Source organism: Blattabacterium cuenoti (assembly GCF_014251275.1).
GTDB lineage: Bacteria > Bacteroidota > Bacteroidia > Flavobacteriales > Blattabacteriaceae > Blattabacterium > Blattabacterium cuenoti_AG.
In genome coordinates this window covers 405,597-422,257 of sequence record NZ_CP059183.1, presented here as the reverse complement: position 1 = coordinate 422,257, position 16,661 = coordinate 405,597, and the positions used below count along the sequence as shown (strand labels likewise).

Here is a 16,661-nt window from a genome sequence, read left to right as displayed (position 1 = left end):
ATAATTTCTAATTTAATTACATTAATCCTTTACCTATTTTAAATATCTTATTTTCTTTTTGTAAAAGTTTTAATGTTTGATCTAGTATTCCATTAATAAAAATTTTGCTTTTTTCCATACAAAATATTTTTGTGATTTCTATATATTCATTCATAGTAACTTTTGGAGGAATATTTGGAAAATATAAAAATTCACAAATAGCCATTTGTAATATAATTAAATCTATAGTTGCTATTCTTTTTACTTTCCAATTATTAGATATTTTGTTTATTATATTATTGAATTTTTCTTTATGAATAATTGTGTTCCTATATAAATTTAAAAAAAATTTTTTATTTTCTTTATTAGTATTATATAATATATAATTATTTTTATATTTATCTTTATCTTTGTCAGTTTTTTTTATTAAAAAAAAAGTTTCACATACCATTTTATGAGCAACATCTAAGTTACTTTCTTCATTAAGAAAACATGATTTTTCTAAGTTTAAGTATTCTATAAGATTATCATTAAAAAGAAAAAAAAATTTGTAATATTTTATAATAAATTTTTTTTCTTCTTCAAAAGAAGAAATAAGTTCATGAAAATATATTGTTTTTTCGTTTGTCTTTTCCATTTCTTTTAAAAAAGAAAATATCCATTTATCTTGTTTTTTAAATAATTCTTTTTTAGATTTAGAATTGTATTCTTTTATTAAACTTTCATTAGTAGATAATATTTTTATTATATTATTGTATGCAATATTTTTTATAAAATTTATTTTTAATTCATTATTATTATTTTCTTTATTTTTATTTTTAGAACGAAGTTTATATTCGTCGTATAATTTTAAAGCATGATTTCTGATCCTTAAAATTAAACAAAGAAAATAAATATACAAATCACTTAATTTTTTAGTACTATTAATTAATAGAGACTCAACTTTATATAAATCTACTTTAGATAGTTTTTGAGCATATAAAAATTGCATACTTTTTATTCTAAAGTATCGTCTAATTGACATTATTATTTTTTTTTAATATAATAAAAAACTTTTTAAATATAATAAAAAAAATTACATATAAATAAAAAATAAACTTTAAAAAGTTTGGTAATTTTGTATACCATATGAATTATGGGTTATTTGTTTTCAGTAAAAAATATTATAAAAAATATAAAATTAGATTGTTTATAGGGTTTTTTCTAATTTTAATATCAAATATTTTAAGTTTATTTCCAATCTATTATATTGGAAAATCTATTAATACTATAAAATATTTGTTTACAGATTTTTCAAATAAAAAAAATATTTTATATTTAAAAAAACATATTTTTATATATTCTAGTATTATTATAATTGTTCCAATTATAGGAGGCTATGTTAAATATCATATGAGAAAATGTATAATAACTACATCTAGAATGATAGAATTTGATATTAAAAACAAAATATTTTTACATTATCAAAAATTAAGTTCATCTTTCTATAAAAATAATACTACTGGAGATCTTATGAATAGATTAACGGAAGATGTATCATTAATAAGACAATATATAGGACCTGGAATAATGTATATAGTTAATCTTATAGTTCTTTTTTTAATGGTATTTATAAAAATGTTACAAATTAATATTGAATTAACTTTTTATGTTATTTTTCCAATTCCTATTCTTTTTATTTTCATTTATTATATAAGTTTTTTTATTTCTAAAAAAAGTATAAAAGCACAAAAATATCAATCTATTCTATGTTCATTCATACATGATACATTTTCAGGAATTCATATTATAAAATCATTTGTATCTGAGAAATCATTTAAGCATAAATATATAAACTTAGTAAAAAAATATAAAAAAAAAAATGTAGAACTAACAACTGTTGATACTATTTTATCTTCTATAATAATATTTTTTATTGGAATAAGTAATTTTTTAATTATTTTTTTTGGAGGAAAAAAATATTTAAATGGAGAAATAAAAGAAATAGGTGTTATTGCAGAGTTTTTTACATATATTAATATTTTAGTATTTCCATTTCTTATGTTAAGTTGGGTGATTTCTATTTTGGAAAGAGCAAAAATATCACAAATACGTATTAATGAGTTTTTAAAAGTAAAACCAGATATTACTTGTAAAAAAAAATATTATAACACTAATATTACTGGAAAAATACAATTTAAAAATGTAAGTTTTTCCTATATAAATAACAATAATAAAAATAAAAAAATTATAAGTAAAATATCATTTACATTAATAAATGGAAAAATTTTAGTGTTAACTGGAGATACTGGATCTGGAAAAACTACTATATGTAGATTATTATCCCGTTTATATGATCCATGCAAAGGAAATATACTTATAGATAATATTCCATTAAGAAATTATAATTTACATAAATTTAGAATGAATTTAGGTTATGTTCCACAAGAATCTTTTATTTTTTCAGATACTATTTATAATAATATAGCTATAGGTTGTATTGGAAATGTCCATCCAAATAAAGTTTATGATGCAGCTAGAAAAGCAATGATAGAACAGGAAATTCTTTGTTTTAAAAATGGATATAACACAATTATTGGAGAAAATGGTATTAATTTATCTGGTGGGCAAAAACAAAGAATATGTATAGCTAGAGCAATGATCAGATCTCCTAAAATACTTATTTTTGATGATAGTTTTTCTGCTATAGATCAGAAAATTAGGAAATCTATTATTAATCATATTAATATAGATATGTATTTAAATAGAAATACTGTGATTATTATTACACATGATATTTCTTATATAAAGAATTTTGATTTACATATAATATTAAAAAATGGAAGCATTTTTAAAATGAAAAAGAAAAATATGAATAATATTAATTAAAAATAGGTATAGACCATTTTTTTTATTTAGATTTGTCTTGTTAGGATTATAATATATTTTGAAATGGACGAAAAAGAAAAAATTAAAGAAAGAAACGAAATTTGTTCAAAAACTCTAAAGACTGGTAGTCGTACATATTTTTTTGATGCAAGAGAAACAAGAGCAGGAGATTATTATCTAACTATTACTGAAAGTAAAAAAAATTTTACTGAGACAGGAGAAATAACTTATAAAAAACATAAAATATATTTATATAAAGAAGATTTTTCTAAATTTCAGAGCATATTAGATGATATGATTAGATTTATAATAAATGAAAAAGGAAAAGAAGTAATTTCAGAACGTCATCAAAAAGATTTTAAAAATCATAATGCATCATATAATTAATAATTTATATGAAATACAAAATACAATATATATTATATTATAAAAAAATGATGTAGTTTTTTTAGTAAAAAATTTTAGTTGTTACATGGATAATTACATGTGTATAATGCGTAATATTAATACTTTTATATTTGATGTTGACGGAGTATTAACCAATTGTACCTTAAGTTTATTGTCAAATGGAAATCTTGGTAGACATATGTTTGCAAAGGATGGATATGCTATACAACTAGCAATAAAAAATGGATATAATTTGTGTGTTATTACTAGTGGGCGAGATTTAACGGTTTTTAGACGATTAAGAGGATTAAATATCCGTTATATTTATCAAGGGGTTATAGATAAAAAAAAATATTTATGTGAATATTGTGATGTATTAAATATTGAAAAAAATAAAGTGTTATACATGGGAGATGATATTCCTGATATAGAAATTATGAAATCTGTAGCACTACCTAGTTCCCCAATTGATGCAGTACAAGAAGTAAGAGATATATCTAAGTATATTTCTCCAAAAAAAGGAGGTAGAGGATGTGTTAGAGATGTTATTGAAAAAACTTTAAAAATTCAAAATAATTGGTATTTATAATATAATATTATTTATATAAAATATAATATAATAATGTATATGTAAAAAAAAATAGTGTCAAAATTATTGACACTATTTTTTTTTACATATAGCCACATAGCCACATATAGGGGCTAGACTAGACTAGACTAATATATTTACATTTTTTTACATCATACCTCTTTTTACATCATACCTCCCATTCCACCACCACTTCCAGCACCTGGCATTTGTGGAACTGAATTGCTATCTTCTTTCTTAATTTCTGTTACTACACATTCAGTGGTTAATAACATTCCTGAAACAGACGCCGCATTTTCTAATGCTACTCTAGCTACTTTTGTAGGATCTATAATACCTTCAACTATCATGTTTTTATATTCTCCCATTTTTGCATCATATCCAAAATCACCTTTACCTTCAGCTACTTTAGCAACTACAACTGATCCTTCTCCACCTGCATTAGCTACTATTTGACGTAATGGTTCTTCTAATGATCTTCTAACTATTTGAATTCCTGTATCTTGATCAGAATTATCACCTTTTGTATTATCTAAAGAATTAATAGCACGTACTAATGCAACACCTCCACCAGCAACTATACCTTCTTCGACTGCTGCTCTAGTAGCATTTAATGCATCATCTACTCTATCTTTTTTTTCTTTCATTTCAACTTCAGATGCTGCACCTACATAAAGAACAGCTACTCCTCCAGCTAGTTTAGCAAGACGTTCTTGTAATTTTTCTTTATCATAATCAGATGTTGTAGTTTCTATTTGAGCTTTAATTTGTTCTACTCTTGCTCTAATATCTTTTTTATTCCCACCTCCATTTACAATAGTAGTATTATCTTTATCTATTATAACTCTTTCCGCTTTTCCCAACATATTTAATTTAACATCTTCTAATTTGCTACCAGTTTCTTCAGAAATTACTTGTCCACCAGTTAAAACAGCAATATCTTCTAACATTGCTTTTCTTCTATCACCAAACCCTGGAGCTTTTATAGCTGCTACTTTCAAAGTCCCACGTATTTTATTGACTACTAAAGTTGCTAAGGCTTCTCCTTCTACTTCTTCTGAAATAATTAGTAAAGGTTTTCCTGATTGTGCTACCGGTTCTAATATAGGTAACAAATCTTTCATAGCGGCTATTTTTTTATCAGATAATAAAATTTGAGGTTGATCAAATTCTGTTATCATTTTTTCAGTATTTGTAACAAAATAAGGAGATTGGTATCCTCTATCAAATTGCATTCCCTCCACAACATCTACAGAGGTGTCTGTACCCTTGGCTTCTTCTACAGTAATTACTCCTTCTTTTCCGACTCTTTCAAAAGCATCTGCTATTAATGCTCCAGTTTTTTCATCATTATTTGCTGAAATAGATGCAACTTGTTGTATTTTTTCTGTATTTCCACCAACTTCTCTAGATTGTTTTTTTAGATCTAAAATTACAACTTCTAAAGCCTTATCTATTCCTCTTTTTAAATCCATAGGGTTTGCTCCAGCTGCAACATTTTTTAAACCTTCTCGTACAATAGCTTGAGCTAATACAGTAGCTGTAGTTGTTCCATCACCTGCTACATCATTAGTTTTAGATGCTACCTCTTTAACCATTTGAGCTCCTAAATTTTCTATAGGATCTTCTAATTCTATTTCTTTAGCTACTGTTACACCATCTTTAGTTACTTGAGGGCCTCCAAAAGATTTTTGTAATACTACATTACGTCCTTTTGGACCTAAAGTTACTTTAACAGCATTAGCTAATGCATCAACTCCTTTTTTTAATTTATCTCTTGCTTCAATATCAAATTTAATATCTTTTGCCATAATTTTTATATTTTATAAAATTTTTTAATAAATATGATAATGATAGTAGTTATATAATAGCAATTACATCGGATTCTCTCATAATAAGATATTCCTCATTTTCCCATTTTAATTCTGTTCCAGAATATTTACCATACAAAACTCTATCTCCTTCTTTTAGAATCATTGGTTCATTTTTTTTTCCTTTTCCTACTGCCATTATAGTTCCTTTTTGTGGTTTCTCTTTTGCAGTATCAGGAATTATAATTCCTGAAGAAGTTTTTGTTTCAGCAGGGTCAGGTTTTACAAGTACACGGTCTGATAATGGTTTAATATTTACTTCCATCATATTTTATATTTTAATTTTAATTTTTGTATTTGTATTAACTTTAACTTAATTTATTTTACTTACAATTACAATTGTTTTTTTTGTTTTTTAATTTTAATTTTTTTTTATTATTTATTTTTATTATAGTTATAGATCATATTATATAATTATAATATAATTTTACTTTTTATTAGTTAATGAAGCCAAAAACATGCCAAATAAAAAATATTTAAATTTTTACTTGTTTATAACAATATTAAGTGTCATTATGACATAATATAATTTAATTTCTTGATTTTAATAAATAATTGAAAATTAAAATTAATAGCAATATTATAATTGATAATGACCATGTGATATTGTCTAAAAAAGTATTAGTTCTTTTTATTCCAAAAAATCTAAAATTTTTTTCCATAAAAGATTGATTTATACTTTCTTTTTTTGGACTTTGTATTAAAATAACAAATATAAGTAGAATACTAACAATTGAAATAAGTATTCCCAATACAGTGATATACATATTTTATGTAAATTTTTAATATATATTTTTATTTTTTTAATTTTTTATTGTATTATTGTATTTTTCAATTTTAATTTTAAAGTTAAAGTTAAAAATTAAGTTTAATAATTAAAGTACAATATTTATTTTATATTTTATATTTTATAATCATAAACCATATTGTCTAATTTTTCTGTATAAAGTTCTTTCTGAAATTCCTAGTTCTTTTGCAGTTTTTTTTCTTTTTCCATTATTTTTTTTTAAAGCTTTTTGAATATATTTTATTTCTTGTTTTTGTAGAGATAAAGAAGAAATTTCTTCTTTATCTATTTCTATATCTTCATAATCTAAATCTAGATCTTCTTCCAAAGAGGATTTAGTAGTTCCTTCTACTTCTAATTGAAATAATGAATCTTCTTTGTTTGAAGTATGTGAAATTTCTTTTCCAAAAAAATCATATATAATTTTTTGATTTTCTCTATTAAATCTGATATTTTGGTTGTTTTTTATTAACTTATATGTTATATTTTTTAAATCATTAAAATTTTTTTTCATTTCAAATAAAATTTTATATATAAAATCACGATCATTAGATAAATTATTAATAAATGATTTACTACTAAAATTGAATCTTGAAAAAGATAATGATGGAATGTTATATGGAATGTTATTTGGAAGATATTCTTTTAATTTTTCAATATCAATTTCTCTATTAGTTTCTACTACTGATACTTGTTCTATAAAATTTTTTAATTGTCTAATATTTCCTGGCCAAGGATAGTTTTCTAAATATTTTAAAGATTGTTCTGTTAATATTATAGGTGGCATATTGTATTTTTCTGCAAAATCTATAGAAAATTTTTTGAATAAAAATTTTATGTCGTTTTTACGAAAACGTAAAGGTGGAACATCTATTTGAACAGTATTAAGTCTATAATATAAATCTTCTCTGAATTTACCACTTTCTATAGATTCTATCATATTTAAGTTTGTAGCTGCAACAATACGTATGTTAGTTTTTTGTATTTTTGAAGATCCTACTTTAATATACTCTCCTGATTCTAAAATTCTAAGTAAACGTACTTGTGTAGTAAGAGGTAAATCACCAACTTCATCTAGAAATATAGTTCCGCCATTTGCAACTTCAAAATATCCTTTTCTCATATTTGTAGCTCCTGTAAAAGAACCTTTTTCATGACCAAATAATTCACTATCTATTGTCCCTTCTGGAATAGCTCCACAATTAACAGCAATATAAGGAGAATGTTTTCTATAAGAATATTGATGAATTATTTTTGGAATAAATTCTTTACCAACTCCACTTTCTCCAAGTACTAATACAGAAATATCTGTTGGAGAAACTTGAATTGTTTTTTCTAATGCTCTTAAAAGAGAATAATCATGTCCAACTATTCCAAATTTTTGTTTTATGTTTTTAATAGATTTCATATTTTATGTTTAGTTTAATATATATCAACATTAACATAGATTTCCTATTAATGTTGCTGAAGTTATTTTTTGTATTTTAACTTTTACTATATCACCTATTTTGTAAAATCCTTTTGGAAAAACAACTACTATATTTTGTGAATTTCTACCATATAAATAATTGTAACTTTTTTTTGATATTCCTTCTATTAATATTTCTTGTTCTTTTCCTAAATATTCTTTCATTCTCATAATAGAATGCAGTTTTTGTAATTCTATTATTTCTATTAATCGTTTTTTTTTAATTTCATTAGGAACATTATTTGGTAAATTTCTATATGCATATGTTCCTGGTCTAGGTGAATAAGAAAACATATATCCATAATTATATTTAACTTCATTCATTAAGCTTAATGTGTCTAAGTGATCTTTTTCATTTTCTTCACAAAAACCTGTCATAATATCATGAGATATTGAACATTCAGGAACTATAGTTTTAATACGTTTTATTAATGATAAGTATTTTTCTCTAGTGTATTTTCTATTCATTAATTTCAAAATCTTATTGCTACCAGATTGAACTGGTAAGTGAATGTGTTTACATATATTTTTATATTTAGAAATAATTTTAAGAACTTCATCAGACATATCATGTGGATTAGAAGTGGAAAATCTTATCCTAATAAATGGTATTTTTTTTGCTATAAGTTCTAAAAGTTCAGAAAAGTTTATTGTGTATTTTTTATTGTGTTTTTTATAATATTTATCTATATTAGATTTAGATTCCCATTTATATGAATCTACATTTTGTCCCAATAGAGTAATTTCTTTATAACCTTTTTCAAATAAATATTGAGCTTCTTTAATAATAGAATTTGGATCTCTACTTACTTCTCTACCTCTTGTAAAAGGGACTATACAAAAAGTACACATATTATCACATCCTCTTGTTATACTTAAAAATGATTTTATTTTTTTTGAAAAATGAAATGGAATTATATCTGAATAAGTTTCTTTTTTTTTTGGAGTATATATAATTTTTTCTCCTCTTATACAAGAGTAAATAATTTTTGGTATTTCTTTATAAGAATCTGGATTTGCAAAAAAATCTACTTTTTGTTTATTTAAAAAGTATTTTATTTTTTGTTTTGTAATACATCCTATAATTCCAAATAAAGTATATTTATCTTTTAAGTTTTTTAATTCTTTTAATCTATTTTTTAAAGTTATTTCTGCTTTTTCTCGAATTGAACAAGAGTTTAATAAAATAATATTTGCTTCTTTTAAACTTTTAGATAAGTTAAATCCATTTCTTAGTAAAATTGAAGTAATTATTTCACTATCTGAAACATTCATCTGGCATCCAAAATTTTCTATGTAAAAATATTTTTTTGAATTAAATAATATTTGTTTTTTCATAATATAATTTTTTTGTGTCATTATTACTGCCATAATTTATGTACTATGACTATACTTATAAATGAAGTATTTTTTTTGCCAAAAAAATCATATTTTTTTCTCCAGTAGATTTTTTTTCTATATTTGAAAGTTTTACTACTGATATCCATTTTTTTTTAAAAGATGTTTTTATCATTTTTATAACAATATTCATAATTGGTAATCCTACATCATTAGTAAAGTTTGTTCCTATTCCGAAACAAGAATTTATTTTATTCTTGCAAAAAGAAGAAATATATTCTACTTTATATGGATCTAAATTGTCTGAAAATACAATTTTTTTTTTTTTAGGATTAATTCCAAATTTTTCATAATGATTTATAGCTTTTTTTATAAAGGAAATAGGATCTCCACTATCATGTCTGATTCCACTAAATATATTTGATAATTTTTTATTAAAATTTTTAAAGAAAATATAAGAAGTATATGTATCAGACAAAGCAATATCTAAGTTACCAGAATAAATATATAACCAATTTTTCATAGCAATTTTATCAGCTATTTTAAATCCATATTTTGCAGCATGAAACATAATCCATTCATGGCCTTTAGTCCCTAAAGGTATTGTAGAAAAAATATGAGAGAAATGGACATTACTACTACCAATAAAAAATTTATTTCCATTTTCAATTAGAATTTTTAAAACTAGTTTTTGTACTTTATAAGAAAATCTTCTTCTAGTTCCATATTCTCCTACTTTTACTTTTAAATTCTTATATTTATTTATTTTATTTTTAGTAATAATTTTTATTATATCATCTGAAATTCTATTTGTTTTTGTTCCAGTTAGTTTATAATATAATTCTGATATAATTGCTAAGATAGGAACTTCCCATAAAATAGTTCTATGCCATAATCCTTCTATTTCCATAAAAATATTTTGTCCATATTGATGAATATTAACTTCATTTGGATTGAATTTATATTTGTTTAAAAAATCTAAATAAGTAGTATCTAAATATGGACAATATTTTTCTAAGTAATTTCTTTCTTCACTTGATAATTTTAAATTAGCCATTTCATTAATATTTTCCTTTAAAATATTTGAAAAATTTTTTGGAAAAAGATGTTTTCCTCTATTTATGAATTTGTATTTAGCTTTTGCTGATGGAAATAATTTCAATACTGCATTTTGCATAGTAAATTTGTAAAAGTCATTATCTAATAATGATGAAATAACACAAGAATTATTCATGAATAAACATTATTTAAATGATTAAAAAAAAATATTGTTTTTTTAACAATATTTTTAATATTAAAAATATTATATTATATTAATTATAGTTATGTATTTATATATTTTTCTTTTTTAGAAAAAATATTTATCTAAATTTGCTTTTAAAACAATTTACTTATGGAAAATAACAATATTAATAATACAAAATTATATGTAGGAAATTTATCATATGAAGTAACAGAACAAGAATTAAGGGAATATTTTGAAACTATAGGAGAAGTGATTAATGTTAAAATTATTTTTGACGAATCTACTTCAAATAGAAGAAGTAAAGGGTTTGGTTTTGTGGAAATGTCTAGTGAAGAAAATGCAAAAAAAGCTATAGAAAAATTAAATGGAATAGAATTTTCTGGAAGAAATATTATTGTATCTGCAGCTAGACCAAGAATTAGAAGAGATTTTTAATTTTTTCTGTTGGTCAATTTAATTCTCAATTTGTAATTTGTAAATATACGCTAACATCTGTTTTAACTGTTAAATGTTAAAAAAATAAAAATTTAACTTTGTAATTTTTTAATTGTAATGTAATTGTGATGTAATTGTAATGTAATTGTAATATTTTAATATAAAATAAGACATACTATACTAATCTAATTCTAATACTAAATACTAATAATAGTAATATATATATAGAAAAATAATCTATGAAAAAATTACTTGGAACAGGTGTAGCGTTAGTTACTCCCTTTAAAAATAATGGAGAAATAGACTTTAATGGATTGGAAAAACTTGTTAAATTTGTTTTAAATAATGGAGTTAATTATTTAGTAGCATTAGGAACTACTGCTGAAACATCTACTTTAAAAAGAGAAGAAAAAAGAGACATTATAGAATGTATTTCGTATTCAAATTATAAAAAATTACCATTAATTCTTGGTTTAGGGGGAAATAATACAAAATGTGTTATAAAACAAATAAATTCTATAAATAATTTATCTGATTTTCATGCAATTTTATCTGTATGTCCTTACTATAATAGACCTTCTCAAGAAGGAATTTATCAACATTTCAAATCTATTATTAACAATACAAATACAGAAATAAAAATAATTATTTATAATGTACCTAAAAGAACTGGATCTAATATATTACCAAATACAGTATTAAGATTAGCTAATAATTTCAAAAATATAATAGGAATAAAAGAAGCTTCTGGAAATATTTTGCAATCTTATAAAATTATGGAAAAAAAACCTAAGAATTTTAGTTTAATATCTGGAGATGATTTTATAACTTTACCAATTCTATTAGGTGGAGGAGATGGAACAATTTCTGTAATTGCACAAGGAATTCCGAATGAAATTTCTAAAATGATTTCATTAGCAATGAATAACAAAGTTAAAGAATCTTTTTCTATTTTTTATAAAGTTTATAGAATAATAGAACTTATTTATGAAGAAGGAAATCCAGTAGGAATAAAAACTTTATTAAAAACTATTAATATTTGTAATTCATATGTTAGACTTCCTTTATTATCTGGAAGTTTTTTTTTAGAAGGAAAAATAAAAGATTTTTTTAAAAAAGTTTATTAGTAATTATTATTATGTTCAATGAAAATATACAAAAAGGATTAAATAAACAATTAAATAGAGAATTTGAATCTTCTCACTTATATTTAATGATGGGGATATTAACCGAAAGTAAGGGTTTTAATGGAGTAAGTAAATTTTTATATGATCATTCCAATGAGGAAAGATCACATATGATTAATATTATAAAATATATTAATAAAAGAAGTGGGACAGTTATAATAAACAAAAATATTTCTCTTAAAGAGAGGAAATTCCTCTCTTTAAGAGAAATATTTTATGAATTATTTTGTCATGAAAAGAAAATTTCTAAAGAAATTAATATTTTAGTAGAACTTTCTTTAGAAGTTAAAGATTATTTTACTTATAATTTTTTACAATGGTATGTATCAGAACAAATTGAAGAAGAAACATTAAGCAAATGTATTTTAGATAAAATAACATTATTAGAAAATAATAATATAGGATTGTACTTATTTGATAAAGAACTAAAAAAATTTAATAAAAAGCACACAAAAATATAAAAAGTTGTGAATTTTAAATTTTTTTTAATAGTAATAATGGTAATTTTTGGAAGCTATACTCTTTATCCATGGCCAAAAGAAGGAAAAAATGTAAAAATAAATATTAGTAATATACTAACTAAATTTGATAAATATTCCGAAAGTTTCCATATAGAAAGTGATATAAATAACAATTATTATATTAAATTAAATATTGATTTTAATAAAGAAAGAATTAATAAAAATATTATAAAATTAAATTATTATTTAGTAGATCATCCACATAGTTCAATAACAACAAGTACAATTAATTTTTTAAATAACATATCTTCAGGTAAAGAAGATAAAGCATATGAAATTGCTAGAGATCTTTTTTTTGAAGGTAAGTATAAAATTGCTTTAGATCAATTTTATCAGTTTATTAATACATTTCCAATAAGTATTTATAGAGAAAGAATATTATGGAAAATATGCTTATCTGAGTTTAAACTAAACAAAAAAAATAATTTCATTCGAGAATATAGAATATATACTAAAGAATTTCCAAAATATAAAAACGCAAAGGAATTAAAAAAGTTGTATGAATATTTTATTATAGGTAAAAAGAATGTATTTATTAAAATAATAAAGAAAAATAAAACTAATAAAACTAATAAAACTAATAAAACTAATAAAACTAATAAAACTAATAAAACTAATAAAACTAATAAAACTAATAAAACTAATAAAACTAATAAACCTAATAAAACTAATAAACCTAATAAAACTAATAAACCTAATAAAACTAATAAACCTAATAAAACTAATAAATATAAAATTAGTAAAAAGAAAACTAAATGAATTTAGATTTAAATGCTCCAATAGATATAGAAACAGTAGATTGTATAAATTTGCAAAATAAATCTGGAAAAAATATATATCAAACTATTTGCATATTAGATAAATTAAGTAAAATTATAAATAATAAAATAAAAAAAGATTTAGATAAAAAATTAGAAGACTTTGAATTATTTAATAAAAATAATTTAGAAGAAGTTATTGAAAATAAAGAACAAATAGAACTTTCTAAATTTTATGAAAAATTACCTAAATCTACTTCTTTATCTATTCAATATTTATTGAATAACAAAATAAAAATAATAATAAGATAATAAATTAAGATATTTTACTTTTGTAATCCTTTATAAATTTATTTAAACCTATATCTGTTAATGGATGTTTATATAATGAATGTAAAATATTTAAAGGAGAAGTAACTGCAAAAATTCCTATTTTAATACATTCCAAAATATGTATTGTATTTCTTATAGATGCAGCTATTATTTTTGTATTGAATTTATATTTATCAAATGCATACTGAATTTCTTTTATTAAGTTCAACCCACTGTAGTGTATATCATCTATTCTACCAATAAATGGAGATACATAAGTAGCACCTGCTTTAGCCGCTAAAATTGCTTGGCTAACTGAAAATATTAAAGTACAATTAGTTTTTATATTTTTTTCTGAAAAATATTTTATAGATTTTATTCCGTCTAAAATCATAGGAATTTTTACAACAATTCTTGGATGAATAGAAGCCAAATACATTCCTTCTTTTATAATTTTGTCATAACTAGTATTAATTACTTCTGCACTGACCCTCCCTCTATCTTTTACTATATTACATATAGATAAATAGTGTTGTAAAATATCTTTTTTATTGTAAATGTTTTCTTTTGCAATTAAAGATGGATTAGTTGTAACTCCATCTAGGATCCCAATTGATTTTGCTTCATTTATTTCTTTTAAATTAGCTGTATCTATAAAAAATTTCATTTTTAATCATATTACCATTATTATAACGCAATTTATACTTTACAAAAGTTTTTTTGTTTTTTTTTAGTAAAAATTTGTAATTTAACATAACAAAAATTTATTTATCAGTAATTATGCATTTTGATGTTATTATTTTAGGTAGTGGGCCAGGTGGGTATGTAGCTTCTATAAGATCTTCTCAACTTGGAATGAAGACAGCTATAGTAGAAAAATCTGAAATTGGTGGAAATTATTTAAATAATGGATGTATTTCTATAAAATCTATTTTGAAAAGTGCAAAAACTTTTAATATGTTTAAAAAATATGGAGAATTTTTTGGAATTAATAATAACATGTTAAAAATAAATTTTTCTAACATTATTGAAAAGAGTAAAAAAACAACAAAAGATATAAAACATAATATTTCCTATTTAATGAAAAAAAATAATGTTCATGTTTTTCATGGAAATGCAAGATTAAAGAAAGGAAAAAAAGTTGAAATTTTAAAAAATGGAAAAAAATTAGAAGAATATTCAGCAAAAAATATAATTATTGCTACTGGTAGATTACCTAAAAAAATAAAAGAAAATTATTATGATAATGAAAAAATAATAACATACAAAGAAGTTATTAACCTATCAAAGGTACCTAAAAAAATTATAATTGTTGGAGGAGGATCAATTGGAATAGAATTAGCTTTCTTTTACAATTGTATGGGAACTAAAGTTTTTCTTATAGAAGAAAGCAAAAATATTTTTTCAAATGGAGATAATGATATATCTGATTATTTAAAATATTCATTTGAAAAAATGGGTATAAGTATATTTCTATTTTCTTTGATAAAGAATATATATAAGAAAAATAATAAATTAACTGTTGATATTATAACATCTTGTAATAAGAATAAAAAAATTAGATTAGAAGTTGATCTTATACTTTTTTCAACTATAGGAATTCCAGATACAGATACACTTGGATTGGAAAAAATTGGAATTCAAACTGAAAAAAAGTTTATTATTGTAGATGATAATTATAAAACTAATGTAGATGGATATTATGCTATTGGAGATGTTATAAATACACCTTTTTTTTCACATGTAGCTTATCATGAAGCAATAAATTGTGTTGAGAATATAAAAGGATTAAATCCTCAAAAAATAGATTATAACAATGTCCCAATTTGTGTTTATTCTTCACCGGAAATAGCTACTGTAGGATATACAGAAAAAGAATCTAAAGAAAGAGGTTATAAAATAAAAATATTTAAATTTCCATTTAAATCTATGGGATGTATTAATAAAGGGAACAATGGTTTTATTAAAGTTATTTTTGATGAAAAATATGATGAATGGTTGGGTTGTCATATGATTGGAGACAATGTAATTGATTTAATTTCAGAAGTTGTTATTGCTAGAAAATTAGAAACTACTAGTTATGAAATATTAAATACTATTCATCCATATCCATCATTAAGTTCATCTATTTTTGAATCTATATCTTCAGCTTATGGAAAAGCTATTCATCTTTAAATATAAAAAAGTAAAAGATTAATTATTTTTTATAATTTTTATACTATATACACCTTTTTTTTTACTCAATTCTATTATATTATTTTATTTACATTAAATTTTGTATTTTTTTTCCTATACAAGATTTATAACTTTTATTTTTTTATGATAAATATTGTGTTATTTGGGCCACCTGGATGTGGGAAAGGAACTCAGGCTAAGATTATAGAAAATAATTTCAGATTTATTCATTTATCTACTGGAATTATATTTAGAGATCATATTAAAAGAAAAACTAGTTTAGGTAAAAATGTAAGTTTTTATGTTAATCAAGGTAAATTAGTTCCTGATATTATAACTAATAATATTATAAGTTTAGAAATAAAGAAAAATTTAAATGCAAGTGGTTTTATTTATGATGGATATCCTAGAACAAAGGAGCAAATAATTTTTCTAAAAACAATACTAAATAAGCTCTCAATGGGAAAAATAAATATAATTTTTTATTTTGTTATTAATAAAGACATAATAATTAACAGATTATTAAAAAGAAAAATAACTGAAAATAGGAAAGATGATATAAACATTAAAATAATTGAAAATAGAATAAAAGAGTATGATAAAGAAATTTCTTTAATATGGAAAAATTTAGAACTAGGTAAAAAAATTATTATGTTAGATGCTAATTTTTCTATAGAAAAATTATCTTTTTTTATAAAAAAAGAAATTTATACATTATTGAATACTAAATATTATTAAAA

General features: G+C 21.8%; 18 protein-coding genes. 10 read left to right on the top strand and 8 right to left on the bottom strand.

Annotated features, from left to right (window positions below):
• Nucleotides 1-16 precede the first annotated feature (16 nt).
• Nucleotides 17-1,003: a transcription antitermination factor NusB gene (gene nusB, locus H0H76_RS02045; protein ID WP_185855385.1), complete on the bottom strand. Its 987-nt coding sequence runs from the start codon at nt 1,001-1,003 to the stop codon at nt 17-19.
• A 104-nt stretch (nt 1,004-1,107) separates the two neighbouring features.
• Between nusB and H0H76_RS02040 the strand changes: the two genes are divergently transcribed.
• The 3 genes from H0H76_RS02040 (at nt 1,108) to H0H76_RS02030 (ending at nt 3,823) form a co-directional block, all read left to right on the top strand.
• A complete protein-coding gene (locus H0H76_RS02040; protein WP_185855384.1) occupies nt 1,108-2,847 on the top strand; it encodes an ABC transporter ATP-binding protein in 1,740 nt (579 codons plus the stop codon).
• A 63-nt stretch (nt 2,848-2,910) separates the two neighbouring features.
• Nucleotides 2,911-3,234 carry a DUF3276 family protein gene (locus tag H0H76_RS02035; protein WP_185855383.1) on the top strand — a complete coding sequence of 108 codons (324 nt, stop codon included), beginning with the start codon at nt 2,911-2,913 and terminating at the stop codon, nt 3,232-3,234.
• A gap of 85 nt (nt 3,235-3,319) precedes the next feature.
• Entirely contained in the window at nt 3,320-3,823 is a 504-nt protein-coding gene (locus H0H76_RS02030; protein ID WP_185855382.1) for a KdsC family phosphatase, read from the top strand.
• A 164-nt stretch (nt 3,824-3,987) separates the two neighbouring features.
• Here the strand turns inward: H0H76_RS02030 and groL are convergent, their stop codons facing one another.
• From groL to pncB, 6 genes are all read right to left on the bottom strand, one after another.
• The gene (gene groL / locus H0H76_RS02025) at nt 3,988-5,634 is read right to left on the bottom strand and encodes a chaperonin GroEL (protein ID WP_185855381.1); all 1,647 of its coding nucleotides are present in this window, start codon (nt 5,632-5,634) and stop codon (nt 3,988-3,990) included.
• Between the two features lie 49 nt (nt 5,635-5,683).
• Entirely contained in the window at nt 5,684-5,962 is a 279-nt protein-coding gene (locus H0H76_RS02020; RefSeq protein WP_185855380.1) for a co-chaperone GroES, read from the bottom strand.
• A gap of 262 nt (nt 5,963-6,224) precedes the next feature.
• Nucleotides 6,225-6,461: a preprotein translocase subunit SecG gene (gene secG, locus H0H76_RS02015; protein WP_185855379.1), complete on the bottom strand. Its 237-nt coding sequence runs from the start codon at nt 6,459-6,461 to the stop codon at nt 6,225-6,227.
• A gap of 147 nt (nt 6,462-6,608) precedes the next feature.
• Nucleotides 6,609-7,889, bottom strand: coding sequence for a sigma 54-interacting transcriptional regulator (locus H0H76_RS02010; protein WP_185855378.1), 1,281 nt, complete (start codon nt 7,887-7,889; stop codon nt 6,609-6,611).
• A gap of 30 nt (nt 7,890-7,919) precedes the next feature.
• Nucleotides 7,920-9,287 carry a tRNA (N6-isopentenyl adenosine(37)-C2)-methylthiotransferase MiaB gene (gene miaB, locus H0H76_RS02005; protein WP_185855793.1) on the bottom strand — a complete coding sequence of 456 codons (1,368 nt, stop codon included), beginning with the start codon at nt 9,285-9,287 and terminating at the stop codon, nt 7,920-7,922.
• A gap of 55 nt (nt 9,288-9,342) precedes the next feature.
• On the bottom strand, nt 9,343-10,521 hold the full coding sequence (gene pncB, locus H0H76_RS02000; protein ID WP_185855377.1) for a nicotinate phosphoribosyltransferase: 1,179 nt from the start codon (nt 10,519-10,521) through the stop codon (nt 9,343-9,345).
• Between the two features lie 159 nt (nt 10,522-10,680).
• Here pncB and H0H76_RS01995 point away from each other — a divergent pair, with 159 nt between their 5' ends.
• The 5 genes from H0H76_RS01995 to H0H76_RS01975 all read left to right on the top strand — a co-directional run bounded on the left by H0H76_RS01995 (nt 10,681) and on the right by H0H76_RS01975 (nt 13,746).
• Nucleotides 10,681-10,968, top strand: coding sequence for an RNA recognition motif domain-containing protein (locus H0H76_RS01995; protein WP_238783861.1), 288 nt, complete (start codon nt 10,681-10,683; stop codon nt 10,966-10,968).
• 239 nt (nt 10,969-11,207) lie between these two features.
• The gene (gene dapA, locus H0H76_RS01990) at nt 11,208-12,095 is read left to right on the top strand and encodes a 4-hydroxy-tetrahydrodipicolinate synthase (protein ID WP_185855376.1); all 888 of its coding nucleotides are present in this window, start codon (nt 11,208-11,210) and stop codon (nt 12,093-12,095) included.
• Between the two features lie 11 nt (nt 12,096-12,106).
• Nucleotides 12,107-12,616, top strand: a complete 510-nt coding sequence (locus tag H0H76_RS01985; RefSeq protein WP_185855375.1) for a ferritin — start codon at nt 12,107-12,109, stop codon at nt 12,614-12,616.
• 36 nt (nt 12,617-12,652) lie between these two features.
• Nucleotides 12,653-13,435 carry a tetratricopeptide repeat protein gene (locus H0H76_RS01980; RefSeq protein WP_185855374.1) on the top strand — a complete coding sequence of 261 codons (783 nt, stop codon included), beginning with the start codon at nt 12,653-12,655 and terminating at the stop codon, nt 13,433-13,435.
• Nucleotides 13,432-13,746 carry a hypothetical protein gene (locus tag H0H76_RS01975; RefSeq protein ID WP_185855373.1) on the top strand — a complete coding sequence of 105 codons (315 nt, stop codon included), beginning with the start codon at nt 13,432-13,434 and terminating at the stop codon, nt 13,744-13,746. Before H0H76_RS01980 ends, H0H76_RS01975 begins: the two co-directional genes overlap by 4 nt.
• 4 nt (nt 13,747-13,750) lie before the next feature.
• Here the strand turns inward: H0H76_RS01975 and fsa are convergent, their stop codons facing one another.
• Entirely contained in the window at nt 13,751-14,413 is a 663-nt protein-coding gene (fsa, locus tag H0H76_RS01970; protein ID WP_185855372.1) for a fructose-6-phosphate aldolase, read from the bottom strand.
• Between the two features lie 113 nt (nt 14,414-14,526).
• Here fsa and lpdA point away from each other — a divergent pair, with 113 nt between their 5' ends.
• The gene (gene lpdA, locus H0H76_RS01965; protein WP_185855371.1) at nt 14,527-15,921 is read left to right on the top strand and encodes a dihydrolipoyl dehydrogenase; all 1,395 of its coding nucleotides are present in this window, start codon (nt 14,527-14,529) and stop codon (nt 15,919-15,921) included.
• A 144-nt stretch (nt 15,922-16,065) separates the two neighbouring features.
• Entirely contained in the window at nt 16,066-16,659 is a 594-nt protein-coding gene (locus H0H76_RS01960) for an adenylate kinase family protein (protein WP_185855370.1), read from the top strand.
• Nucleotides 16,660-16,661: the final 2 nt, after the last annotated feature.